The 23951-nt window shown below is 60.8% G+C and carries 17 protein-coding genes and 1 pseudogene; 8 read left to right on the top strand and 10 right to left on the bottom strand.

Going from position 1 to position 23951, the window contains the following annotated elements; all coding sequences use genetic code 11:
• Positions 1 to 188: 188 nt before the first annotated feature.
• The 7 genes from pknB to I2D41_RS07495 form a co-directional block, all read right to left on the bottom strand.
• Positions 189 to 2150, bottom strand: a complete 1962-nt coding sequence (pknB, locus tag I2D41_RS07525) for a Stk1 family PASTA domain-containing Ser/Thr kinase (protein ID WP_195364103.1) — start codon at positions 2148 to 2150, stop codon at positions 189 to 191.
• A gap of 132 nt (positions 2151 to 2282) precedes the next feature.
• Entirely contained in the window at positions 2283 to 5153 is a 2871-nt protein-coding gene (locus tag I2D41_RS07520) for an FtsW/RodA/SpoVE family cell cycle protein (RefSeq protein WP_195364102.1), read from the bottom strand.
• A 16-nt stretch (positions 5154 to 5169) separates the two neighbouring features.
• A complete protein-coding gene (locus I2D41_RS07515) occupies positions 5170 to 7083 on the bottom strand; it encodes a Stp1/IreP family PP2C-type Ser/Thr phosphatase (RefSeq protein ID WP_195364101.1) in 1914 nt (637 codons plus the stop codon).
• Positions 7080 to 7496, bottom strand: coding sequence for an FHA domain-containing protein (locus I2D41_RS07510; protein WP_006235180.1), 417 nt, complete (start codon positions 7494 to 7496; stop codon positions 7080 to 7082). Before I2D41_RS07510 ends, I2D41_RS07515 begins: the two co-directional genes overlap by 4 nt.
• Positions 7497 to 7502: 6 nt before the next feature.
• Positions 7503 to 8516, bottom strand: a complete 1014-nt coding sequence (locus tag I2D41_RS07505; RefSeq protein WP_035136732.1) for an FhaA domain-containing protein — start codon at positions 8514 to 8516, stop codon at positions 7503 to 7505.
• Positions 8513 to 10366 (bottom strand): serine/threonine-protein kinase, encoded by a 1854-nt coding sequence (locus tag I2D41_RS07500; protein ID WP_195364100.1) that lies wholly within the window; start codon positions 10364 to 10366, stop codon positions 8513 to 8515. The genes I2D41_RS07505 and I2D41_RS07500 overlap by 4 nt, the downstream gene beginning before the upstream one ends.
• Positions 10367 to 10514: 148 nt before the next feature.
• Positions 10515 to 11231 (bottom strand): hypothetical protein, encoded by a 717-nt coding sequence (locus I2D41_RS07495; protein WP_055285297.1) that lies wholly within the window; start codon positions 11229 to 11231, stop codon positions 10515 to 10517.
• Between the two features lie 115 nt (positions 11232 to 11346).
• On the opposite strand from I2D41_RS07495, the gene dnaX reads away from it, so the two are divergent.
• Positions 11347 to 13803 carry a DNA polymerase III subunit gamma/tau gene (gene dnaX, locus I2D41_RS07490; RefSeq protein WP_195364099.1) on the top strand — a complete coding sequence of 819 codons (2457 nt, stop codon included), beginning with the start codon at positions 11347 to 11349 and terminating at the stop codon, positions 13801 to 13803.
• Positions 13804 to 13824: 21 nt separating this feature from the next.
• On the opposite strand, the gene I2D41_RS07485 is transcribed toward dnaX, so the two are convergent.
• A complete protein-coding gene (locus I2D41_RS07485) occupies positions 13825 to 14298 on the bottom strand; it encodes a hypothetical protein (RefSeq protein ID WP_195364098.1) in 474 nt (157 codons plus the stop codon).
• Between the two features lie 340 nt (positions 14299 to 14638).
• Between I2D41_RS07485 and I2D41_RS07480 the strand changes: the two genes are divergently transcribed.
• The 7 genes and pseudogenes from I2D41_RS07480 (at position 14639) to I2D41_RS07450 (ending at position 22421) form a co-directional block, all read left to right on the top strand.
• Positions 14639 to 14959: a YbaB/EbfC family nucleoid-associated protein gene (locus tag I2D41_RS07480; protein ID WP_006235174.1), complete on the top strand. Its 321-nt coding sequence runs from the start codon at positions 14639 to 14641 to the stop codon at positions 14957 to 14959.
• 13 nt (positions 14960 to 14972) lie between these two features.
• Entirely contained in the window at positions 14973 to 15569 is a 597-nt protein-coding gene (recR, locus tag I2D41_RS07475; RefSeq protein ID WP_195364097.1) for a recombination mediator RecR, read from the top strand.
• 245 nt (positions 15570 to 15814) lie between these two features.
• Positions 15815 to 16720 carry a hypothetical protein gene (locus I2D41_RS07470; RefSeq protein ID WP_195364096.1) on the top strand — a complete coding sequence of 302 codons (906 nt, stop codon included), beginning with the start codon at positions 15815 to 15817 and terminating at the stop codon, positions 16718 to 16720.
• Positions 16717 to 18561, top strand: a complete 1845-nt coding sequence (locus I2D41_RS07465) for a serine/threonine protein kinase (RefSeq protein ID WP_195364095.1) — start codon at positions 16717 to 16719, stop codon at positions 18559 to 18561. Before I2D41_RS07470 ends, I2D41_RS07465 begins: the two co-directional genes overlap by 4 nt.
• Positions 18562 to 18564: 3 nt before the next feature.
• Positions 18565 to 19503: an FHA domain-containing protein gene (locus I2D41_RS07460; protein WP_195364094.1), complete on the top strand. Its 939-nt coding sequence runs from the start codon at positions 18565 to 18567 to the stop codon at positions 19501 to 19503.
• A gap of 327 nt (positions 19504 to 19830) precedes the next feature.
• Positions 19831 to 20097, top strand: a pseudogene (locus tag I2D41_RS10235) (methyltransferase); the annotation flags it as partial.
• Between the two features lie 695 nt (positions 20098 to 20792).
• Entirely contained in the window at positions 20793 to 22421 is a 1629-nt protein-coding gene (locus I2D41_RS07450; RefSeq protein WP_195364093.1) for an ATP-binding cassette domain-containing protein, read from the top strand.
• Between the two features lie 889 nt (positions 22422 to 23310).
• Here I2D41_RS07450 and I2D41_RS07445 read toward each other — a convergent pair.
• Both I2D41_RS07445 and I2D41_RS07440 read right to left on the bottom strand, forming a co-directional pair.
• A complete protein-coding gene (locus I2D41_RS07445) occupies positions 23311 to 23490 on the bottom strand; it encodes a hypothetical protein (protein ID WP_147324165.1) in 180 nt (59 codons plus the stop codon).
• A 30-nt stretch (positions 23491 to 23520) separates the two neighbouring features.
• Positions 23521 to 23724, bottom strand: coding sequence for a hypothetical protein (locus I2D41_RS07440; protein ID WP_124785779.1), 204 nt, complete (start codon positions 23722 to 23724; stop codon positions 23521 to 23523).
• Positions 23725 to 23951: the final 227 nt, after the last annotated feature.

The following is a 23951-nucleotide window of genomic DNA, read 5'->3' as shown; positions in this document are numbered from 1 at the left end:
GAATCCGCCCGGGGGCACTAGAGGAATATCGAGCCCGGTACCGTTACGGTGCCGGACTCTTTTGGTTTAAGGCATGCCGTAGTATTCGCTGCTTAGATAAAGAAAGCGCCCGCTTGCTGGGGGAGCAAGCGGGCGCCTGTGAGCGAATATGTTTGCGGCGAAAGCCGCGATGAGCGGTGGGGTGGCGACTAGTTGGTCGTACCGGAATCGTCGCCCGTGCTCGTGCCCGAGCCCGATCCCGAACCAGAAAGTGCGACCGTCAGCGTAATCGTGCTGTCGGTGGACTGCTTGCCAGTGGGGGAGACGCCCGTAACGGTGGCATCCTCGTTACCGCTTACGGGATTGCCGTTCTGGTCACAGAAGCCAATGTTATAGAAACCGGCGTTGTTGAGCGCGGTAACGGCGGCGGAGATGCTCTTGCCGTACAGGTTGCCCGGGACGGAGGCCTTGCCGGACTTCTTGGCAATGACGACGGTAATCGTGGCGCCGGGCTTCTGCTTGCCGCTGGGGTTCCAGCTGATCACGGTGCCCTCGGTAACCGAGTCGTTCTCCTGGTAGCTCACGTCGACGCCAAAGCCTGCCATATCGAGGGCGTTGCGCGCCTGGGCCTCGGTCATGTCGGTCAGGTCGGGGACGGACGTGGTATCCGGGCCGCTCGAGACCTTGTACGAGATGGTCGTGCCCTTCGCGACTTCCTTACCGGCTTCGGTGCCCTGCTCAAAGACCTGGCCCTCATCAGCCTCGTTGGCCTCCTCGGAGGCGTTGCCCTTCAGGCCAACGCTTGCCAGTGCGGCTTCTGCTTGGTCCTTGGTCAGGCCGACAAGTTTGGGAACCTCAACCTTTTCGGAGGGCTTGGGGCCCTTGGAGATTACCAGGTTCACCTTGGTGCCCTTGGTCTTCTTGGTGTTGCCGTTGGGCGTCTGCTCGGCGACCTTGCCCTCGTCGACATCGTCGTTGTAGCTTTGGTCGATGGTGCCGACCTCGAGGCCGGCTTCCTTGATCAGCTCGACGGCAGTCTGCTGGTCCTTGCCCAGTACGTCGGGCACGGCGACCTGCTCGCCGCCAAAGAGTCCTGTGGCAAAGGCCACCACGATGCCGATGACGGCAACCGCTGCCACCACGGCGGCGATGATCTTGTTCTTGTTGGATTTGGGCTCTTCGACCTCGTAGGAGCCGGTGGAGCCCGAAACCGAGCTACGGGCGGTATTCTGGCCGCTCACGCCCGAGACAGGACGCACCATGGCGCGCGTCTGATCGGAAAGCTCACGAGTCTTGGTGGCGCCCAACTCACCGGGGGCACCGATGATGCGCGTGGGCTCCGAGACGTTGACGGCACGGCCCGACAGGTAGCTGTTGAGCACCTGACGCAGCTCGTCGGCGGTCTGGAAGCGGTTTGCGGGGTCCTTCTCCATGCACTTGAGGATGATGCGCTCAAGGTCGGCGTCGACACCGGAGTTGATCTGGCTCGGCGGAATAGGCAACTCGTTGACCTGCTTGAGTGCGACCGAGATAGCGTCGTCACCGTCAAAGGGAACGCGGCCGGTGGCGCATTCATACATTACGACGCCCAGCGAGTAGATATCCGAGGTGGGGCCGAGGTCCTGACCACGGGTCTGCTCGGGGCTGACGTAGTGGGCGGTTCCCAGCACGTTGTTGTCTTGCGTGAGGTGGCTGTTCTTGGCGCGCGCAATGCCAAAGTCCATCACCTTGATGTTGCCGTCGGGCAGCACCATGATGTTCTGCGGCTTAATGTCGCGGTGGATGATCTCGTGCTTGTGGGCGACCGAAAGCGCGGAGCTGATCTGCGAGCCGATCTGGGCGACCTTCTTGGGGTCGAGGGCGCCGTGGCTCTTGATGCCGCTCTTAAGGTCGGTGCCGCGCAGGTACTCCATGACGATGTAATAGGTGTCGCCGTCCTTGCCCCAATCGTAGACGCCCACGATATAGGGGGAGGAGAGACCGGCTGCTGCCTGGGCCTCCTGCTTAAAGCGTGCGGCGAAGGTCGCGTCGCCAGCATACTGCGGCAGCATGATCTTGACGGCTACCGTGCGGTCGAGAACCTGGTCCTGTGCACGGTAGACGGTCGCCATGCCGCCTGTTCCCACCTTATCCTTGAGGAGGTATCTTCCCCCGAGGACCCTCTGTTCCATTCCTGCTCCTAACATAACTATTCGCTCAACGATGTGTGTAGTACCTACGATGTGGCCGCTGGGGCCGTGTGGCGCGTTGCCGCTAACTCTTCGGCCGCGGCGCGCCTCGGGTGTCCGATTCGATCATGGGCATCACGCTCCCTGTGCGGCAAGCGCCGCGGTCAGGACGATGCCGGCGATCTTGGCGGCCTCGACGTCATGCTTGTCGAAATCCTCCAAGGCCACCGAGATGGCGACCGTGGGTGAATCGTAAGGTGCAAAGCCAACGAACATCGAGTTGACGTTGGTGCCGCCGGTCTCGGCCGAACCGGTTTTGCCGGCGACCTTGACGCCCGGAATCTGGGCATCGGTACCGGTACCGGACTGGACAACCGCGAGCATAGCCTGCTTGACCTGGTCGGCCGTGGCGGAGCTGACGGCCTGACCAAGCGAGCGGGACTGCGTGGTCTTGACCACGGTTCCGTCCGGGGCGAGTACCTGGGCTACAAAGTACGGGTCCATGACCACGCCGCTGTTAGCGATGGCGGCGGCAATCACGGCGTTTTGCATGACGGTGGTCTGCGGGCCGGGCGTGTGGTCCATGCCGACAGGCTGGCCGGCGCCGGCCCAGGCGGTCTCCCACTCGGTCATGAGCGACGGGTCGGCCATGATGGAGGCCGCGGAGGTCAGGTCCTGGCCGAGCTTTTGGCCGTAGCCAAAGGCGTTGGCAAACTGCACGAGCGTGTTTGCGCCAACTTCGTTTGCCACCTGGCCAAAGACGACGTTGGAGGACACGGCAAAGGCCTGCTGCAGGCTGATGGTGCCGTAGCTCTCGTTGGCAGAGTTGGTGACCGGTGCGTTGCCGATGTCCATGGAGCCGGGCGCCTGGTAGGTGCTGGTAAGGCTGGCGGTACCGGTCTCGAGTGCCGCGGAAAGCGTAACGACCTTAAACGTTGAGCCCGGCGTGTACAGCGCGTCCATGGCGCGATTGTACATGGAGCCGTCCTCGCCGCCGCCCGTCTGCAGCAGGGCATCGATGTTGGTGTTGTCGTAGGTGGGCGAGCTGGCACATGCGAGCACCGCGCCGGTACGCGGGTCGATGACCACTACAGCGCCCTTAAAGCCCTTGAGCGCCTGCTCGGCAGCCGTCTGGATGCGCGAGTCGATGGTGAGCTTGGCGGTGTTGCCCGGCTGGGTCTGGCCCGCGAGCGACGCGATGGCGTTGTTCCAGCTGGAGTAGTCCTTAGAACCGGTGAGCGTGTCGTTCATGACGCTCTCGATGGCGGTGGTGCCATACTGCTGGCTCACGTAGCCAACCACGTGCGCTGCCAGGTTGCCGTTGGGGTAGGAGCGTACGTAGGTGCCGTCCTCCTGCTGCAGCGACTCGGCCAGCGTCACGCCGTCGGACGTGATGATGGAACCGCGCTGGATGTACTTGGAGCGGGCGATGGTGTGGTTGTTGGTCGGCATGTCCTGATAGTCCTTGGCCTTGATGACCTGGACATAGGTGAGGTTGCCGATAAGGATGGCGAACAGCGCCGTAAAGGCGAGCACCGCGCGGGTTAGACGGTTGGCGAGCGCCACGCGGCCGAGCACACCGGATTCAGGTGTGTCGAGCAGGCGACGGCGCATGCGCGAGCCGACGGAATGGCTGCCGCTGCCGTAGGAAGACGAGGTGGCAAAGCGCGTGCCCGTCGGGGCGGCGGCAGATGCGACCTGATCATCGGTGATGGCGGCCATGGTGCCGGTGCCGGTAAGCTCGGCCTCGCGTCCGGTCGCCTCGTCACCGGCGCGCAGCAGGAGCGCGACGATGATAAAGCTCGCCAGCAGAGAGGAGCCGCCCTGGCTCATAAAGGGCAGGGTGACGCCGGTCAGCGGGATCAGGCGGGTTACGCCGCCAACGATCAAGAAGGCCTGGAAGCTGATGGCGGCCGTAAGGCCCGTGGCGCTAAAGGCAGCGAGGTCGGATTTAGCGCGGGCAGCCGTGGTCAGGCCGCGAACGGCAAAGAGCATAAAAAGGATGAGCACGGCGCCGCCGCCCAAAAGGCCCATCTCTTCGCCGATAGCCGAGAAGATAAAGTCGGACTCGACGACAGGGATGTTGTTGGCCATGCCGTTGCCGATGCCAACACCGACCAGGCCGCCATCGGCAAGCGAGAAGAGCGACTGGACGATCTGGTAGCCCTGCCCCTGGGCGTCCTTAAACGGATCGACCCAAACTTGGAAGCGCACCTGAACGTGAGACAGGAACTTGTAGGCGCCCACGGCTCCGACGGCTAAGAGCGCAAGGCCGATAACGACATACGAAAAGCGCCCCGTGGCAACGTAGAGCATCAGCAAGAAGATGGTGTAGAACAGCACGGCCGAACCCAGATCGCGTTCGAAGACGACGACGAGCAGGCACACACCCCACACGGCAAACAGCGGCAGCAGCAGTCGCAGGCGAGGGATCTTAAAGCCCAGGATCTTGCGGTTGGAGATGGAGAGCAGCTCGCGGTTCTCGGCCAGGTACCCGGCCAGGAACAGCACGATAAAGACCTTGGCGAACTCGCCAGGCTGGATGGTAAAGCCCGCGATGCGAATCCACAGTTTGGAGCCCGAGATCGTGGTGCCGATAAAGATGGGCAGCATCAGCAGGATGATGCCGATAATGCCAAAGGTGTACTTGTAGCGCATGACCACGTCGAGGTTTTTGACCAGTGCGAGCGTTCCCACCATCAGGGCCACCGAGACAAACAGGATGATGAGCTGTGAGATGGCGAGAGCGGGGGCGAGACGCGTCACGAACGTGATGCCGATGCCCGAAAGCACAAAGACAATGGGCAGGATGGCGGGGTCGGCACCGGGCGCCAAGATGCGCACGGCAATGTGGGCCGCGGCAAAGGCGGCAAAGAGGCCGATCGGCACGGCGAGCGTCTCAAAGGAGATGGCGGCGCCCGCGGTGAGCACGTACATCGCATATAGCAGGATGACGGGGAACGCCGAGGCGATGAGCAAGAGCAGCTCGGTGTTGCGGCGACTCATAAGCGGCACTCCCTTTCTAGTTCTTATCGGAGGCTTCGGCCTCGGCGGACTGTTCGGCGGTTTTCTCGGAATCTGATTCGGAGGTCGATCCCTGATTGGTGTTGTCGCGAATCGTTTGCGCGTCGATCACCTGGCGGGTCTGCTCCTCGTCGATCTGGTGGCGGTACTTGGATATCGTGTCCTGCGCATCGTCGACACTTGTTTGCGGAATGCCCGCCTTGAGGCGGTTTTGCGTGTCTTCGGGCAGGTCGGACAGCTTAATGCTGGTTTCGCTCTCGAGCCAGTGGAGCTTGAGTCCGAGCGGCTTGCCGGGCAGGCCGCGCCAGACGGCGACATTGCCCTGGTAGGTACCCAGGTAGTATGAGCCGGTGACACCCGTGTAGGCCCAGATGCCAGCTGCCAGCACAAAGACGAGGGCCAGGATGGCGGCGATAGTAATGTTGCGGCGACGCACGCGTTGCGCCTCGCGCATAACGCCATCGTCAACCAGGTCAACGACTACTACGGTCACGTTGTCGTGGCCGCCGGCGGCAAGCGCCGCGTCCACTAGGTTGTCGACGCAGATTTGCGCGGTTGAGGACTGCGTGGCGATGTTCTCGATATCGCTATCGGGAATCATGCTCGAAAGGCCGTCGGAGCACAGGATCAGGCGGTCGCCTTCCTCGATATGCAGAGTGAAGTGGTCGGCATACATGGCGGGGTCCGAGCCCAGCGCACGGGTGATGACCGAACGGTTGGGGTGGACGCGAGCCTCGTCTGCCGTAATCTCGCCGGCGTCCACGAGTTCTTCCACATAGGAGTGGTCGCGGGTCACGCGGATGAGCGTGCCCTCGTGGAGCAGGTAGGCGCGCGAGTCGCCCACGTGGGCGATGGCGAGCGTGTCGTTTTCGATATAGGCGCAGGTGGCTGTGCAGCCCATGCCGGGCTTGCCCAGGCCGTTCAGGGCCGCCTCGATTACGGCGGCGTTGGCTGCCTCGACGGCTGCGGCCAGGCGCGCTGCGTCGGCGGACTGCGGGGCCGTCTTGGCAATAGTCTCGACGGCGATGGAAGAGGCTACCTCGCCGGCGGCGTGACCGCCCATGCCGTCGCATACGCAAAAGAGCGGCGACTGCACCAGGTAGGAATCCTCATTGTGCGGGCGCACGCAGCCAACGTCGGAGCGGGCGCCCCACATGAGTTGCGTGGTGGTACCGGCATCATAGGTCGAGTCGGTCTCGACGCGCTCCTCGGTCAGGGGCTCAAAGCTCATGGTCGAGCCGGGGTCTTTGAGCTTGGCCTCAACGGCAGCAACGTCGATCTCGGCGGTGTCACCGGGAGAGACGGTGTCGGTCTCGGCGTTTGATTCGGAATCACCGGTGTCCGGGGAGTCGGGCTCCTCGGACATGCGGGCGGTCGACTCGTCGTCTTGCGGGCTGACGTCTATAGGCTCGGGCGTCGAAAAGTGCGACGGCGCGGGCGTGCTTTGCGACTGGGCGGCGGGCTCGGCCACGGCATCGGACTCGCTTGCGGGTGCAGGGCCGTCCTCGGGGGATGTCCCCGCCTCGGACGCCGGCGTAGACGCGGGCGCAACCTCGGATGCCGGGGCTATGGGAAACGCCGGCGCGGCGGGCTCGGGTGCCGCAAACACCGCAGCGCTCTCGTTGATTGCCGCGGCGACGGGCTCTGCAAAGTGGGCCGGCGCCGGGGCTGCTTCGGGCGCTGTGGGCTGTTCCGCAGCATGTGCGCCGATGGGCGCCGCTGCGGCATCCTCTTCGTCCTCGTTATCGGCGAGATCCGAAATATCATGCGTTACATGCGAAAGAGGCAGGGAGAACACGGTGTCCTCGGGCTCCACGGGTGTGGAGTCCGCCGGAGCGGCGTGGGCCGGCGCAGCTGCGGCGGCAGCCGGCGCCTCGGTCATAGTTGCGGACTTGTTCTCCTCGTCGATCATCGACGGTTCACCTTCATGACCACGTCGCCAATCTGGACTTCGTCGCCCTCGCGCAGCGTCGCGGGCTCCACGAGCTGGCGGCCGTTGACGAGCGTGCCGTTAAGCGAGTTGAGGTCCTCGATGATGAGTGCCGGGCCCTGCAGCGAAAAGCGCGCATGCGAGGCCGAGACGAACGGTTCGTTGATGCAGATGTCCGAAGATGGCGAGCGACCGACGATGACGGGGCCGAGCATGTCTACGTGGATGCCGCGGATACCGCGCGGACCCTTGTCCACATCAATCGTCCAGATAGCCGAGTCGCGGCGCTGCCCGCGCACCAGTCCCACGCCGGTCTTCATGACGGCGAACAGGAAGATATAGAGCAGGGCGACCAGGACGATGCGGCCTGCAAAAAGGACGATATCGATGTTCATAAGCGACTATCCCCTAAATTCAAAGGTACTCAGGCCAAACGTCAGCAGATCGCCGTTGCGCAGCGGGCAGCGCGTAATGCGGCGGTTGTTGACGAGCGTGCCGTTGGTGGAATTGAGGTCCTCGATCGACCAATCCGAGCCCGTAAAGGTGAGCTGGGCGTGGCGGCGCGACACGTTGGGGTCGCGCAGGGCAATGTCGGAAACTGAGCGCTCGCGACCGATGGTCACCTGTGCGGAGGTGATGCTATGGCTCTCGCCGCTCACGACGTCGACGAGCTGGGCGAGCGGGCGCTGCGGGGCGCGAGTGCTCGCCATGTTGGAGGCGATGCCGGCTGCGGCGCCTAGGCCCACGGCGGCACCGGTCGCGGCGGCTCCGCCCATGCCGGCAAGCGCGTCGCGCGAGACGGTCTGAGGCACCGGGATGGGTGCGGCGGCGGGGTCGGGGACGCTAGGCGCGAAGGGGTCTGCCACGGCAAGCGGGTCGGGAGCGGCGGCGCGAGGCGTCGGCTGCTGCTGGGGCATGGCGGCGGGGCGCTGCTGCTGCGGGGCAGCAAACTGCTGCTGGCCGGCGCGCGGGGCGCTGGCGGCACGGCTTGCCGCGGAGTTGTTCTGGCCCAGGCCGTTTTGATAGGCGCGCTCTTCTTCGTACAGGCGGCCGAGCGTGGGGGCATCGACGTTCTCGGCAAAGACCGAGAACTTGCCGGCGCGCAGCTGCGGATCGATCATAAAGCGCACGAGGGGCTCGCCGACAAAGACATAGCGGCGCTTTTCGGCCTGCGCCTTCACAAACTCGCGGACCTCGCGCGAAAGCTCGGGGTAGAACGGGGCGAGCATGGGATCGTCGTCGGCGGCGATAAGGATGGTATAGAGTGCCGGCGCCGTGTTGACGCCGTTGATCACCAGAGTCTGATCCTCCATGTCGCGAGCGGCCTGCTTGGCAAGCTTCTTAAAGGAGAACGGGGCACGGGTGGCACCGAAGATGCCGGCCACGTGGTCCTCGAAGATGTTCAGGAAGTTCACGAAAGATCACTCTCCGTATAGGTTCTTTGGTATCCGAGCAAATATAGGCATATCCCAACGATTATAGAGGATAGGGTTCCCGCAACCGCCGCCTTGGCGACGACCGCGGCTGCAAGGCCGGCAATTTCCATATGGTGTGCAAGACAGGACGCCGCTGCGCAGCCGATGCCGGTGACAGCGATGGCGGCGATTGCGGCAAGGTTTGAGCCCTGATCGGCACGCTTGGCATGGGCATTGAGCAGCGCAGATGACGCTGCGGCAGTTGCCGCGACCAGCACAAAGGCAGCCCAAAGGAGTGGGTCTCCCAGCGCTGCGGCAACGTTACCGAGCCCCAGTACGCCTCCGGCTGAAAGCGCGACCGTGGCCAGACGGGCAAAAAGCGCGCCCATGCCCGTTGCCGCTGCGGCGCTTGCCGGGCCGAGCCAAAATGACGCGACGCCGGCGGTGACCCCAGCTGCCAGGAAGGTATTGCCGGTCAGACAGCCAAGCGCGAGTGCACAGGTGAGCGCGGCGCTCGCGGCAGCCTCGGTGCGACCCCAGGCGATCCACCAACCGGACATGGCGGCGGCAAAGATCACCGCGACGGGCAACATCGACAGGATGCCCTGTGCCTGCATGGTGGCGTTGGCCATGAGCACCAAAAAGCCCACAGCCGAGATGGCCGAGCCAATCTGGGGGGCCAGGCCAGCCGCCGCTCCGATCGCGATAGCCGCAATGACCAGGCCGGGAAGCGCCGCGACTCCGGCCGTTTGCATCAGCAAAAAGCTAAAGGTGCCACACGTTAGCGCCGAGATAGCGTGCATGGTGTAGTCGCGCGCATGGCTCCAGCGCGTGCCCGCCCAGCCGAGTGCGGGGTCGACCTCGATGGCGTCGTCCTCGTAGTGCGACGGCTCGATACCGTCGAGCTCCTGCTCGTCATCCGAAAGTTCGCCAACCATTTGCTCTAGGCTGCGACGGCCCTCGCGCACGCTGCCCAGACCGGCAAGGAGCTGGTCGCAAAATGCCTCGATGCTGTTGGGGCGGTCCTGCGGCATGGGGGAGAGCGCGCTCATGAGCGCGGCCTCGGCTCCCGGGGGAAAGTGTGGTATCAGCTCGCTGGGATAGGTGGCGCCGCCGACGATGCGGCCGAGCGAGTCGGCGGGCGTGGCCGCCATAAAGGGAGCGCTGCCGCACAGGCCCTCGTAGATCACACAGGCGAGGGCAAAGACATCGGCGCGCTCGTCGACCGTGCCGGTCTCGATATCGAGCTGCTCGGGCGGCATGTAGCCGATGGTGCCGCCGCGTGAGCCGCCAAAGCCACCGGCAGACGACAGTCGCGCCATGCCAAAGTCGGTGAGCTTTACATTGCCCGAGTGGTCGATGAGCACGTTGGCGGGCTTAATGTCCAGGTGGAGTACGCCATTACTATGGGCGAAGGTGAGCGCCTGGCCCAAGGCATCGGCAATGGCCGCGGCCTCGTCAAAGGTAAGGGAGTGGCCGTCTACGCGATGCAAAAACTCGGCCAGCGACATGCCATCGACATATTCCATGACCAGGTAGGCATAGGCTGTGTCGTGCGTAAAGTCGATGACCTGCACGATGTTGGGATGTTGAAGCATGGCGGCAGTGTGCGCCTCGCGCAGGACATCCATGATGTCGCTGGCGGGCATGCCGGCACCGTTGATAAGGGGGATGCGTTTAATGGCGACGCGGCGGCGCAGGTGCGTGTCGCGGCAGATCTCGATGGAGCCAAAACCGCCGGTCGCAAGTGTCTCGAGCGGCTGGTACCGCTTGAGCAGCTCGCGAGAGCTGGTGCCCTCCAAAGGAACGTCCGGCGAGAACCGGGCGGTATGTTGCGAGAAAAGCGGCATGGCCAACCCTCGTGCGTTTAAAGTTCGTTTGCGAGCGGCGGGCGCGGGGCCGAGCCGTTCGCGGTGGCATAGATGCTGCTAGTGTAGCACGCTCGGGCGGGCGACATTCAATTTAAGCTCCGTCTGGGATCTGGACCCTGCGTCCGGCCTAGCGCTTCTTCTTGTTCTTCTTCTGCTTGCGCTGCCTGCCCTTGGCCTCCTGGGGCTTGTCGCTCTGCTTGGCCTCGGCGGCGGCCTTCTCGGCCTTCATTTTCTTCTTCTTGGTCTCGATGCGGAGTTTTTTGTTGATGCGCGCCTTAAGGAAGGGGCCGAACTGTTCGGCATCGCCACGGACGAAGGTGTCCTTGGGGATCGTCACGCCCTGGTCGGCGAACATGGCCACAAAGATGCGCTCGCCGTCGAGCACGTGGTCGAGCTTGTCAAACGGGAAGAACTGCGACTTGCCGCTCTTGCCCCAAACCATCAGGCCGTCTTCGTTGGCGGCGACGCGGCGATAGCGGCCACCCATGGACTCGTCGGCCTCGACGGCGTCGATAAAGTCGCGGGCGAGGGTGTGGTGCAGGTTTTTGCTCCACCAGGCCAAAAAGGCGCCGAATACGATCAGCACGACGCCAAACTTGATCCAGTTGCCGCCGGCCACCAGCATGCCGATGCCGATGAGCGCGGCAATCGCGGCGGCGACATACAGCGAGCCACGGCGCCTGGGCGAGGCGACCAGGCGCGCAAAGTCGGTGACCAGGTCGTTTTCGTACTGGTACTCGTTGAGGTACAGGATGCCGTCGTCGGCTGCGGCCTGCTCCTCGAGCGCGACCTCGACCTGGTCGGCTGCTTCGGAGGGAACGAGGTTGCTCTCTGCGTCTGCCATGCTCTTTGGACTCCTATCGCGGCGGGCTCGCCGTACGGGTTATTATGAATGCAGTATGCCGTGCGACCGCATGGCCGTCGCGGCAACAAGACTCAGTATACCCGGGGGAGCACCCATGGAATCGTTGTACCGAAAGTATCGCCCGCTCACCTTCGACTCCGTGGTGGGCCAGCAGCATATCGTCTCGACGCTCGAGCACGCCATCACCGAGGGGCGCCTGTCCCACGCGTACCTATTCTGCGGACCGCGCGGCACGGGCAAGACCACCATGGCGCGCATTCTGGCCAAGGCGCTGCTGTGTCGCAATGCCGAGGCGGCGCGCGCCGAGGGTGCAAGCGGCTGCTTGCCCGACGGTACTTGCGAGGAGTGCGAGCTCATCGCCGAGGGCAACCACCCGGATGTCTACGAGCTCGATGCCGCAAGCCGTACCGGCGTGGACAACGTGCGCGAGGAGATCATCAACTCCGTCAACTTTGCCCCGGTGCGCGGCAAGTACAAGATCTATATCATCGACGAGGTCCACATGCTCACGACGGCGGCGTTCAACGCGCTGCTCAAGACGCTTGAGGAGCCGCCGGCACACGTGATCTTTGTGCTGTGCACCACCGACCCGCAAAAGATTCTGGAGACCATCCTCTCGCGCTGCCAGCGTTTCGATTTCCATCGCATCGGCAACGAGGATATCGAGTATCGCTTGGCATACGTGTGCGAGCAGGAGGGCTTCGATTACGACGACGAGGCGCTGGCTATCGTGGCGCGCCATGCCAAGGGCGGCATGCGCGACGCGCTGTCCACGCTGGAGCAGCTGAGCGTCTTTGGCAACGGTTCTGTGCATGCGGACGACGCCCGCTCGCTTTTGGGCGAGGTTTCGGACCAGATCCTGGGCGAGTTTTCCCGCGCCATTGCCGATCGCGATGTTGCCGAGCTCTATGGACTGATTCGTGTGCAGGTCGAGGAGGGCAATGACCTGCTTGAGCTGACGCGCGACCTGGTGGCGCATGTGCGTGACGTGTACGTTGCCTGCGTTGCCGGTGCCCGTGCCGAGCTGTTTGAGGGCGGCTCGGAGCAGGCCGAGGCGCTTGCTGCCGAGGCTGCTGCCTTTGGCGAGCATCCTGCCGACCGCCTGGCCCGCGTGCTGACGGTGCTCGACGATGCCGCACTGGAGATGAGGGGCGCGAGCGACGTGCGCCTGGTGCTCGAGATTGCCTGCACGCGTCTGGCGCGTCCCGAGGCTGATTTAACGATTGAGGCATTGGCCGAGCGCGTGGCACGTCTGGAGGCCATGGTTGCCAACGGCGCCGTGCCGGCGAGCGTGGCTGCTGCTCAGGCCGCCGCGCCTGCAGCATCCGTACCCGCTGCTGCCCAACAGCCGACGCTCATTTCGGGCGCCCGTGCTGCCGCTCCGGCGGCATCCGCTGCCCCTGCTGCTACGTCCGCGCGCCAGGGTGGCATGCCTTGGGACCGCGGAGCTGCTGTTCCGACTGCCCAGCCTGCGCCCCGTTCTGCGTCCGTGTCAGCCTCCAAGCCTGCAGCGCCTGCGCCTCAGCCCGTTGCGGCCCCCGCGCCTGCCACCGCTCCGGCACCTAAGCCCCAGTCCAACAATGCCGCCCAGGTTGCCGCCGCCGGTGCTGCCGAGACGCCCGCGGTCGAGGATGCCGGAGAGCTGCAGCGCAAATGGGCCGAGGTTGTCGAGCGCGTCAAGGCGCGTCAGGCTTCCTACGCAGGGCTTTTGCTCAACGCCCGCGCCACGGCCGACGACGGCTCCAAGCTCACGGTCTCGTTCCCCGCGGGTTCGACTTTTGCCATTAAGATGCTCGGTCGCGCCGATACGCAGTCGGTGGTCCTGCCGACGGTCTGCGCGGTTTTCGGTCGTCGCACCGTCGACTATGTCCTGGATGGGGGTGGCACGCCGGCTCCTCAACATGAGGAGCATTCTCCATCTGCACGGGCTGCGGTATCTGCGGACCCGCAACCCGTGTCCTCGGTGCCCCCTGCATCCTCGAGCGCCAGCGCGTCGCAGCAGCAAACGGCACCGGTAGCGGCATCGACCCCGTCGGCGCCTAAGCCCGCGGCGCCCAAACCGGCTGCTCCGACACCCGCGCCCAAGCCCGTCTCGCCCGCGCCCAAGTCGTCTGACCTGGGCAAAGCCCCCTGGCTACGCTCCGACAACCCCGCCGGCGCTCCTGCCACGGGTAAGCTCCCGACCGAGCCCGCACCTCGTGCGCCCGAGCGCTCGGCTGCCCCCAAGGCTCAGCCTGTCGCGCAGTCCGCGCCGTGGGAATCCGAGCAGGTGCCCTACGACGACGCTATGGTCGGCGGCTTCGCTGTCGATGCGAGCGGGGACGATCTGCCTCCGTTCGACGTGCCGGGTGCGGCGTCCGCGCCCAAGTCCGCTGCAACTGCCCCCAAAGAGGAGGGCGCTCCTGCAGCTCCCTGGGAGTCCAACCCCGGTGCGGGCAGCCCCTTCGGCCATCAGGGCGCAGCCCCGAGCATCCCGCAGACCGAGGACGAGGCCAAGGCCCTCATCCGCAGCGTCTTTGGCCAGGCCACCATCTTCAAGCCGGTGGAGTAGCTGCGCAGGCGGGTATACTGCTCAAGAAGAGATCTCTTTGCCCGGGCGCATCTGTATTTCGGACATGTGCAACGCGGTGCCGCGTATCTCGCATTCGAGCAGACAGGTACGTGACGGTCGGCCTAGGATGCTGAGGTCGATACGATACGTCGCATGGCTGTCTGTGTGCTCGACTTGCTCGGCGTTGACGGTTGCTCCGATTGTCAAGAAAGCGCCTAGTTCGGCATCGACAATCTTGGAGTCCTTTATCTTGACCTTGAACTCTTGGTAGAGGGACGGGCTGTTGTAGTAAATGGTTCGAGTTCCGTCGGTGCACTCATCGGTCGTCTCCCATTTGACGACGGGCTGGTCCGAGCTGGCTATCAGCAGTTCTGCTCCAAAGGCTATGGCATGGGTGATGACAACCAGCAATGCCCAGCCGACAAAGAGATAGAGAACCACATATGCAACGGGGTATTTTGAGCGGATGTTTTGGAGCACGTCGGGGGCATTCATGGGGCACCTCCAAATTGCTGTCTGTGACAATCAAATTATACCCTGCCATCATGAGCGCCGCCTCGAGCAGCGGTTCGGCATTTTGTTATCTAGCTGGATGCAGAAAATGCCGGATTCCGGCTCTACAAGATTTAGCTTTCAATATCATGCAGATGCGAATTATTCAACTTTGCATAATCTTTGGGCGCGGCTTGCACTCCAGGACATGTATATCGACTGAGGGAACACGTCCGCCCCGCTTGCTTGCCCCGCGCCGTGGTACGATTTTTGAGTTTGAAAGTCCCGCCGCGTCTCGGCTGCCCTTGCAGCTTGTCGCGCGGCCGCACGTAAAGGAGCCATCATGGCCGGTATGAACATGCAGCAGATGATGAAGCAGGCTCGCAAGATGCAGGAGCAGCTTGCCGCCGCGCAGGAGAACCTCAAGTCCCAGACCGTCGACGCCTCTGCCGGCGGCGGCATGGTCAAGGTGACCGTTAACGGCGAGATGGAGCTCGTCAACCTCACTATTGACCCCGATGCGCTCGATCCCGAGGACGTCGACATGCTGCAGGACATGATCATGGCTGCCGTCAACGAGGCCGTCCGCGGCGTCAACGAGCTCGCCAACAAGCAGATGGGCGCCATCACCGGCGGCCTCAACATCCCGGGCATGCCGTTCTAAGACACGCATATACATGAGTGCGAATCACAGTCTGCAAAAACTGCTCGATGAGCTGGGCCGTCTGCCGGGCATTGGTCCCAAGTCGGCCCAGCGTATCGCCTATTACCTGCTCGAGGCCGATGCCGAGGAGGCGCGCCGCCTGGCCGAGGCCATCCTGGAGGTCAAGCAGGAGATCCACTTTTGCAGCCGCTGCTTTAACTACGCCACGGCCGACGAGTGCTCCATCTGCCAGGACCCGATGCGCGATACCACTCGCATTTGCGTGGTGGGCGAGCCGCGCGATGTCCAGGCGATTGAGCGCACGGGCAGCTACCACGGCCTCTACCACGTATTGGGCGGCGTGATCAGTCCCATGGACAAGATTGGCCCCGAGCAGCTGCACATTCGAGAGCTGCTGGCACGCTTGGGCCACGAGGACATCCACGAGGTCATCATCGCCACCAACCCCAATATTGAGGGCGAGACCACGGCGAGCTATCTGGCCCGTACCATCAAGCCGTTGGGCGTCGAGGTGTCGCGTCTGGCAAGCGGCCTTCCCGTGGGCGGCGACTTGGAGTATGCCGACGAGCTTACGCTTGGCCGCGCCATCGAGGCCCGCCGCGCGATTTAGGTGGCGAGCCTGCTCCTGCCGTATGTTTTCCTCGCGACGCACGGGGTAGTCATAATTTCCCCGTGCGACTGTGAGTTTGTTGTGCAACAAAGATGCTTCGTATCCGCTTATCGCATGGATGCTTCCGCTCGCATCCTTAATTTGTCCATTCGTTGCGCAACCTTTTTGGTTCGCTGATACACTCAAATATGGATTCGAATGAATGCGCCGCTCCCGAGCGGCGTGTTTTTGTTGGAGGAGAACGCATGCGGCCCGGTGGCACTCAGACAAAGCGCGGCGCCGCGGTGCGCATACGACGCCGACTGGGCTTGGCGCCGCGGGCGTACGCACTGCTATCGTGCTCGCTGGTGCTGGTCATAGCTGGCGTTTCTGCCTATGGCATGACCGTGCCGTCCATGATGCAGGCGCATGCCGCACGCGAACCGCGCGTGGGGCATGAGGTCAAAAGCGATCTGGGCACCACGACTGGATATGCTTGGGCAAGTGTGGTCGGGCATATTGTGTTTGGCACCGACGATGCGGACGGCGCCGAGGCCCCGGACAACGAAGTCACGCTTGCCAATGGCAAAACCATCGTGCTCACCAACACCAAGATCATCGATCGGTTGTCCAACAATAGCGTGGCGGCAACGGTGAATAAGGTCGAGCAGCAGAAGGAGCAGGACGCCCAGCAGTCCGGAAAGCCCGGTAGCTCGGATACTTCTGGCTCTGGCTCGGATTCATCGAGTTCGGGCGGCGGCTCTGGGTCGGGTTCCTCTACCGGAGGGTCTGGAAACGGCGGCTCGACGGGCGGCAACACTGACAACGATGCAAACTCCGGTGGCGTTTCCGCTGCTGAGGAAGAGAGCATTCACAGTTGGCTTGTGACCAAGTACAACATGCTCGACAGTTACGTTTCTCGTGCCAATGACGTGGTCTCGACCTATAACTCTACGGGAGATCCCAGGCCGTGCGACAGCCTGGTCGGGGAGATGTTTGTCATTCGAGCCGAGTTCGGTCGTCAGACATTCTCGCCCCGGTCAAAGTGGTATCAGCAGTATGCCAATCTGTGGGGCTGTTACACCAACCTATGTCAATGGGTCGGTCATTACGGCGATGATGACGTCGCGCTCGGTAACTTCAACAATAACGTGGCGGCGCTTGTCCTATGATGACCGATCTTGTATCCACCACACCACAATCACTCGGTCGCGATCCCATGGTCGGCCTGCGCCTGGCGCGTGTCGACGGGTTTGAGCCAGCCATTGCGCTCGGTCAGGACGAACTGCCTGCCTATCTGCGTCGTTTTACGATGCTGTTTGCCGACGATGCCACCATGCGCCGTGGCGGTATCGGCCGCGTGACGCGTGCCGTCAACGCCCAAGGCGAGGCCGTGGCGCTCAAGCAGCTCATCTTGCCGGCGCGCGATGAGTTCGACGACGATGCCGCTCACGAGGCGCTGGTCGCCAAGTTCAAGGCAGCGTTTCGCGAGGAATACGAATGTCATCGTGCCCTTTCGGGCCTTAAGGGCTTTCCCCGCCTCTATGGCTGGGGCGAGGTCGACGGTGTGCCTGCAATTGTCATGGAATGGGTCGAGGGCGAGACGCTTGCCCGCTTGCGTTCGCGACTTGCCGTGGACGATGCCGGACGCCTGTCGCCGCTTGTGGCGGCGCGTCTGGGTCGCGACCTGTTCGATCTGCTCTGCCGTATGAGTCTGGTGGGCGAGGGCTTTGTCCATCGCGATATCTCGCCCGCTAATATTATGGTGCGTACGGCGCGTCTACCGCTTGACCGGCAGCTTGCCGAGGGCACCTTTGACCTGTGCCTGATCGACTTTGGCTCGTCGCTGGCGCTTGAGCCTGCGTCGGCCGTGGCCGGTACCGGCGGCAAGGCGTCGTTTACGGAGCGCTATGCCACGCTGCGTCGCGCGACGGTGGCCTACGCTCCGCCCGAGATGCTCACCGACGATATTCCCGACCTGCGCGCTTTGCGTATGTCGCCGGCGATTGACGTCTATGCCGCGGCAAGCACGGTTTACGAGCTCATTGCCGGCGTCGCGCCATACGAAGCCGCGCCGAGCACTTCGGGTGCCTCGGGTTCGCGCAAAAAGACGCGCGACATCGCGAGCCCCTACCGTCTCAAGATGGACACGCGGCCCGGCTATCCCATTGGTGCCCATGCGCCCGGTTGCGATTTGACTCAGCTGCTTCGTCGTGAGCCCGATGTGGCGCTCGCCGCGGCCGAGCAGGCCCAGCAGCTGGGGCTTGAGCCGGATTCCGAGGAGCTACGCGATGCGCTGGCGTTTGTCGATGCCCAGCTGTTCGACGTGGTGACAGCCTGTCTGTCCAGCCATCAAAAAGATCGTCCCGAGCCGGCGGCGGTCGAGGCGGCGCTCTCGGCGTTTTGTGACCACTATGCGCAAAATGTCGGTCGTTCGCTCCGCGGCGAGCCGCTCACGCCGTGCCCCATGGATGCGTCCGGCCGCGCGGTTCGTCGCGCGCTGATGGTCGGCGCGACGGTCGTCTGTGGCGTGGTTTGGGCTGTGGTCGTGGTTTCGGCCGCGCTGCTGGCGTCGGGCGCTCGCGTGACGGCGACTTTGGGATCGCTCGTGTGGTCTGGGTCGCTACCGGGTATTATTGCCGCACTGGCGTTGGCGCTGCCCGGCATAGCCGGCGTTGCCGCGGGGGCACTTGCGCGTGATCGGCGCTCGGGCTTCCTGCAGGGTGTGCTTGCGCTTTCTGCCTGCGAGGTTCCGGTGCTGGTTGTGGCTGCATGTAGCGTATTTTCCCAACGTGCCGTGATGGGCGGCCTTGTTGCCGCTCTGGTTGCAACCTATACGCTTACGTGGTTTTTGCTTGCGATGGGCTTTGCCTTTGAACTTCCCGTTTCGGCACCGCGACGCACAAAAGCCCAGATGGCGACTCCGCTTGCCGGTGGAGCCGCAGCTGCCCGTACTTTTGGCGGACCTGTCGAAGTATCGTCCGATTCTATTTCTACGACCAAGGAGGCCTAGGTCATGGCATCTCAAGTTGAGCTCACCCCATGCGGGGCCATGTTTGACATCTTTAAGCGCGCAGTGCATCTGAGCCATATCGAGCTGTGCGGCTTGGTGCTTTCGTCCCGTCCGCTCGCCGACGGCCGCAGCCCGCAGAGCCGAGCCGCCGATCGCTCTTGGGTTTCCCGCTTTATCGTTCGCGCGCCGGTCGGCACGCTTCAGCAGCGCTACTTTGCCGAATACGGTACCTCGGCTGCGCGTATTATGTCGCAACTGGCCCTGCGCCAGCGCAATCCCATGGACTCCACGGCTGTGATCAATATGGTGTGCGGTCCTGCAGGTGAACCGATGGTACGCGCGCTCGAAGAGTGCCACCAGGACACGAATCTCTATCGCAACGCGCTCGATCGCCTGTCCCAGGCGGCGGAACTCATGCCCGCCGAGCGCGCCGAGGCCGTGCTGGTGCTGTTTGTCGCCGTCGGTTGTTCGGCGGATGTGCGGTCCTCGGTGAACTATGCCATCGACTACGCGCACGCGACCTGTGGCGGAGGCACCTCCACGCCGCGTTCGCTTGGCATGTCGATGACCGCGGGCGAACGCGAACCCGCCCCGGCGCACCCCTTGGGCTTGCTGCGCGTACAAAACAGTTTTGTCGTGAGCGCCCCGCGCTGGATTCAGCCGAGTGAGCAGGGTGTTGAGATCGGCGCGCTGGCCACTGGTGAGGGCGATATTACCGACGTCGGCGACGATGTCTCGGCCCGCCATGCCCATATCTGGTGCGATGCTCAAAATATCTGGCACGTCGAGGACTTGTCGTCCACCAACGGAACCGTGGTGGTAAACGGGGCCACGCGCGTCTGCATTCAGGTCGAGCCCGGCCGTTCCGCCCAACTCAATCCCGGCGACGAGCTCAAGCTCGGCGAATCCACTACCTACGCCATCCTCTTCGGTGCCCTCTAGCCGGCAGTTAGGGACGTTCCTTTTCTGCCGGCACTTGGGGACACTCCTTGGCGCGCCAGAGCCAGTCGCCCGGGGATGGAGGGGCCATTTTGGCCCTTGGCGGTCAGTCGGGGCGAAACTAGAAGATCTTTCCGATTCGCGGCTGTTCATGCTTGTAGAGCATCTAAAACAATAGGATGTTATTCTGGAATATGCCGGGTGCGTGAACTTGCCTGTCTTAGCCTTAATAAGGTATAGGGGAGTTTGGCTCAGGGGTTCCGTCTTGTTCTTCAGCGCAGTATTGTGGGACAGATTTGCTGAGATTGGCGCCTTACACCGCAGAGCGCACGGAAGGCTCTCGATTTGTGTTCTGGCCCCAGAATACAGGGCCTGATACTTACCAACTGTGGCATGGATGTAACATCTGTAGAAATCAACCCTTTTGTTGTCGACCTTTGTAAGAAAAACACTGCCATCAACTCTTTGGATGACGAAACTAGGGTGCTTGAGGGGAGCCTTTACTCCCCTCTGAGAGATGACTCATGTTTTTCGCTTGTCGTTGTGAATCCTCCGTTACTGCCGATTCCGGATGAGATTCCTTATCCCTTCGTTTGAGATGGAGGACAATCGGGTCTGGATAAAACACTTCGTATTCTTAAGGGTGGCGATACGCATTTAGAGAAAAACGGTAAATACTGCTAATAGGGGTGACGACGATGGTGCAGGGGCGACCCGCGATGCTCTCATCAATACGTCGGATACTTGGGAAATCAGGTCTAGATGCATGTATGATGATGCTGTGTGGCTATTCAATTAATCCGCGTTCCGAATGGGTGCAGGGTATAGCTGCGACATCGTATGCTTTTGACCCGGCGCGATACTCAGATATTTCTGAGGCGGTTGACGAAGTTTATACGCACTATGCCGCGCAAGGCGTTTCGGAAGTTTGCACATCTACGTTACGGGCTTAGGTTTCTTCAAGCGAGCAGGCCGGTTGCGTTATTTCGAGCGATTTTTCTAGTCTAGACGACAAAAGGCAAAGGATTTGATGGGTATAAAACGCGGACGTTTGTGGGCGGATGCTCAAATCTATTGTGGCAATCGGGCGGTTGAAAAAGATATTTCAACCGCCCGATTGCCAGGTTCGTCGGAGGAGATGTCCGATTCCGACTCTCTTGTAGGAAGAGCTTGAGATCGTATTGGCCCAAGGCAATCTTAAAGCAGTCTCATTGGCAAATCTTCGCTCCTGTTGTGTTGAGGTGTAAGGTATCAGTGATTGATGTTTTGTGGCGGGTAGATTGGGGCCTTCCTTGATTCGATGCGTTCTCTCGAGGTTCATCAGAGCAAAAGGGGCTTTCGTCTTCATTGCTATCACGGTGATTGGAACCGCTCTCTCCTATGCCATGCCATACGTGAACGGGAAATTCTTAGATTTTCTTCTCGGTAACCGCAGCGAAAGAGACGCCGTACTCTTCGCGCTCCTGGTTGCGTCAATAGGAGTTTTCTCCACCCTCTTTACTTATTTTGCAGGAACACTTTCCATTCGCATAACCACGAGACTTTCCTTTGATCTTCTCAGGGAGGCCGTCTTGCGTTTTGAAAGAGACGATTACTTGGTGAGTCGGACCATCGATCCAGCCTATACAACGCAACGGATTATTTCCGACTCCAGCGTGGTCTCATCTTTCGTTTTGGCGAATTTTATCAGTGCGCCGCTGTCCGTTGTAGCCATTCCCATCGTATTGCTTATCATATGGTCAATTGATTCAACTCTCGCGGTGTTTTCCATCATTCTCCTCATCGTGTATTTCTGTGTAATTACTGGGTTGAGGAAACTTTTGTATAGGGTCACGTATGAGAAGAAAGAGGCGGACAGCGCCTTTTACGCCGCAATTGCATCGCAGCTTAATCAGATTCTCAACATTCAACTGACATCTTCGTACGGCAAGAGCGAACAAGCGCTCGACGCTGGGTTTAAGAGCTATTTTCCCAAAGTTTTGCGCTCCGGAAAGCTATCATATTCTCTGACATCGCTCGATGGTCTTTTCGCAGCGTTGTTTCAAGCGGTGATACTTGTTGTTTCCGGAGTACGAATCATTAACGGAACTATGTCAATAGGCGAGTACACTATCATCGGTACATACTTCGCGGTTCTCTTTAAGACTTTGAAAAGTATGATGTCATTGTTCAAATCCTATCAAGATGCCAAAGCATCATGGGATAGGACGGCTATCGCGACGAGAGAAAAGGAGAGATCGGGGTGGAATCGGACCGATTTAGCTAAACTCGATGAAATAAATGACATTTCGGTATCTGATTTGGAATTCTCGGTTGCCCTTCCAGACGGATCTGTCCGAGAGGTCCTCGGCGGGTTTTCTTTCAAGTTTTCCGGTCCTGGTACATATTGCATAGTTGGGGAAAACGGAAGAGGCAAGACGTCACTTCTTTACTTGATGCTCGGACTATACTCATCGAAAGGCAAAGTAAAATACAACGGCGTGCCAATCGAAGAATGCGACTTGGATTACATACGTGCGAGAGAGATATCGTGCTGCCCACAGTCGTGCTTCGCGCCGGACGAAACGGTGAAAGAGCTGTTAGAGTATTTCGACACGCCCTTTTCTTCCTATCACCGGGGTGTAGATGGCCTACTTTCGCTGGAAAACAGCGTGAAGGAGTTGCTCGGGAAACGTTGCTCCGCGCTTTCGGGCGGTGAGCTGCGCCGAGTGTACTTATGGTCGGCGATTTCACGCAAGTCGTCAGTTTTGGTACTCGACGAGCCCACGACTGGGTTAGACGCTGTAAGCCGCGCCGAGCTTGCGGCCTATGTTAAGCGCAACAAGCAAAGCCAGCTGATCATCGTTGTCTCTCACGATGACGAGATGGTCGGCGCGGTAGAAGGGGTAGTGGATTTAGGCAGCATGTACCAGGGTAAATGATGACAAGTGTAGTGCTACCCAACTGGCAGAGATAACAAAAAGGCGATGCAGATGCACGTAGCATTCAGGCGGTTCGGACTCGGTGCCTTCACGCCATCGCAACGCTTTCAGATATAGTTCTCGTTCTCTTACTAAAGGAAACTTTAGTCTACGTCATCTTGTCGAGACAGAGGTGAAGCGAAGTGTTGTCGCGACGTATCTTATTCCAGGTGGCTCAGTATCAGCGTGAGAATCGCACCAAAGTGTACTTACGATTCTCGTGTCCCACGGACAACATGAGCTGAGCATTGAGGTTCCACCCTTTGCTGCAACTACACGGGGTTGGACGGCAATGAATATGCCGGGCCGCATACCACGCGCAGCGGGGGTCCATGTCCCAGTATGTTGCCTACAGCAGCCTCGATGTCCACGCACACATCATCTCTGCCTTCGCGTTCAATCCATTTGCCGGAGAGTGCGAGGGTTGCCAGGCCGTAGAATTCGAGCCGAACAAATGAAATGCGGTATCAGCGCATAGGATTAAACTGACGATTGCTTTGCACTGAGAATACGCTTGGAAAGCCGCTATGGGTGGCGGCCCGGGTTAAATAGAGAAGCCCGTCCGATCACTTTCATGTGGCGAACGGTCGGGCTTCTTATTCCACTTGCCAATGCTCGGCTCATATTGGAAGAAAGCTACGCTAATGTTTGCGTGACACTCCTATTTTCTCCGAAGAAAGAGTCGGATAATGAAGAATAGAATTAAAAAAGGTGCCAGATATAACGCAAGTATAAAGGCTAATCCAACGAGACCTTGCAATAATGGCATAACTCCTCCTCCCAGACACGAGATTTTGGTATTTGTTCCCATCTTATTCTGAATTGGACCAAATAGTTCCTAGCCACAAAACTACTCGTCAACTGGATCGCACCAATCTGCTGGCAAAACACAGCTTGATTCTTTATCGACATAGCACCAATCCGCAACAGGGCACTCGGCGATGTCGTAAAAATTGCATATATCAACTCCAAGACAACAAGGCTCAACGGGAGGATGTTCATTTGAACCAACAGGATGGATATGCTTCATAACAGCTCCTCACCTTAATCCAATTAGAGACTACGTTTGATCAATGCCACAGTGATCTACAACGCAGATGCTGCCGCCATCCATGTCATAGTCGCAGTAATCGTATGCACCACAGCCATCTGCTTTATCATAAACAGTACAGATGTCAGTAATGCCCAAGAGGCAGTCAAAAGACATCGGCTTCACGCCTGCCTCGTCGCCACTTCCTGGATTAATCGGATGAATATGCTTCACGACTACCTCCCTTTGAGTGCAGAAAAACCTCAATATTGTGTATAACAAACCAAGATGTCTAGTTCACCATATTTCTAGAATGGTTTCGGCGAACGTAGCAATAAGCTTCGCAGACGGTAATCAGAAGAACGAACACCTCCACAATGGTGACAGCAATGCGCTGAACCGCTTATTCCGATACAGTAGCTTCTCGTTGTTTTTTCTCCTGCGAAGATGAGTGGCGGGAA

The organism is Collinsella aerofaciens (assembly GCF_015552075.1).
GTDB lineage: Bacteria > Actinomycetota > Coriobacteriia > Coriobacteriales > Coriobacteriaceae > Collinsella > Collinsella aerofaciens_Y.
This window is presented reverse-complemented; position numbering and strand designations above follow the sequence as displayed.

Excerpts from the sequence above, each read along its gene's own strand:
- pknB (WP_195364103.1), bottom strand. The coding sequence starts at position 2,150 with ATGGAACAGAGGGTCCTCGGGGGAAGATACCTCCTCAAGGATAAGGTG.
- I2D41_RS07520 (WP_195364102.1), bottom strand. The coding sequence starts at position 5,153 with ATGAGTCGCCGCAACACCGAGCTGCTCTTGCTCATCGCCTCGGCGTTC.
- I2D41_RS07515 (WP_195364101.1), bottom strand. The coding sequence starts at position 7,083 with ATGATCGACGAGGAGAACAAGTCCGCAACTATGACCGAGGCGCCGGCT.
- I2D41_RS07510 (WP_006235180.1), bottom strand. The coding sequence starts at position 7,496 with ATGAACATCGATATCGTCCTTTTTGCAGGCCGCATCGTCCTGGTCGCC.
- I2D41_RS07500 (WP_195364100.1), bottom strand. The coding sequence starts at position 10,366 with ATGCCGCTTTTCTCGCAACATACCGCCCGGTTCTCGCCGGACGTTCCT.
- I2D41_RS07495 (WP_055285297.1), bottom strand. The coding sequence starts at position 11,231 with ATGGCAGACGCAGAGAGCAACCTCGTTCCCTCCGAAGCAGCCGACCAG.
- dnaX (WP_195364099.1), top strand. The coding sequence starts at position 11,347 with ATGGAATCGTTGTACCGAAAGTATCGCCCGCTCACCTTCGACTCCGTG.
- I2D41_RS07485 (WP_195364098.1), bottom strand. The coding sequence starts at position 14,298 with ATGAATGCCCCCGACGTGCTCCAAAACATCCGCTCAAAATACCCCGTT.
- I2D41_RS07480 (WP_006235174.1), top strand. The coding sequence starts at position 14,639 with ATGGCCGGTATGAACATGCAGCAGATGATGAAGCAGGCTCGCAAGATG.
- recR (WP_195364097.1), top strand. The coding sequence starts at position 14,973 with ATGAGTGCGAATCACAGTCTGCAAAAACTGCTCGATGAGCTGGGCCGT.
- I2D41_RS07470 (WP_195364096.1), top strand. The coding sequence starts at position 15,815 with ATGCGGCCCGGTGGCACTCAGACAAAGCGCGGCGCCGCGGTGCGCATA.
- I2D41_RS07465 (WP_195364095.1), top strand. The coding sequence starts at position 16,717 with ATGATGACCGATCTTGTATCCACCACACCACAATCACTCGGTCGCGAT.
- I2D41_RS07460 (WP_195364094.1), top strand. The coding sequence starts at position 18,565 with ATGGCATCTCAAGTTGAGCTCACCCCATGCGGGGCCATGTTTGACATC.
- I2D41_RS07445 (WP_147324165.1), bottom strand. The coding sequence starts at position 23,490 with ATGAAGCATATCCATCCTGTTGGTTCAAATGAACATCCTCCCGTTGAG.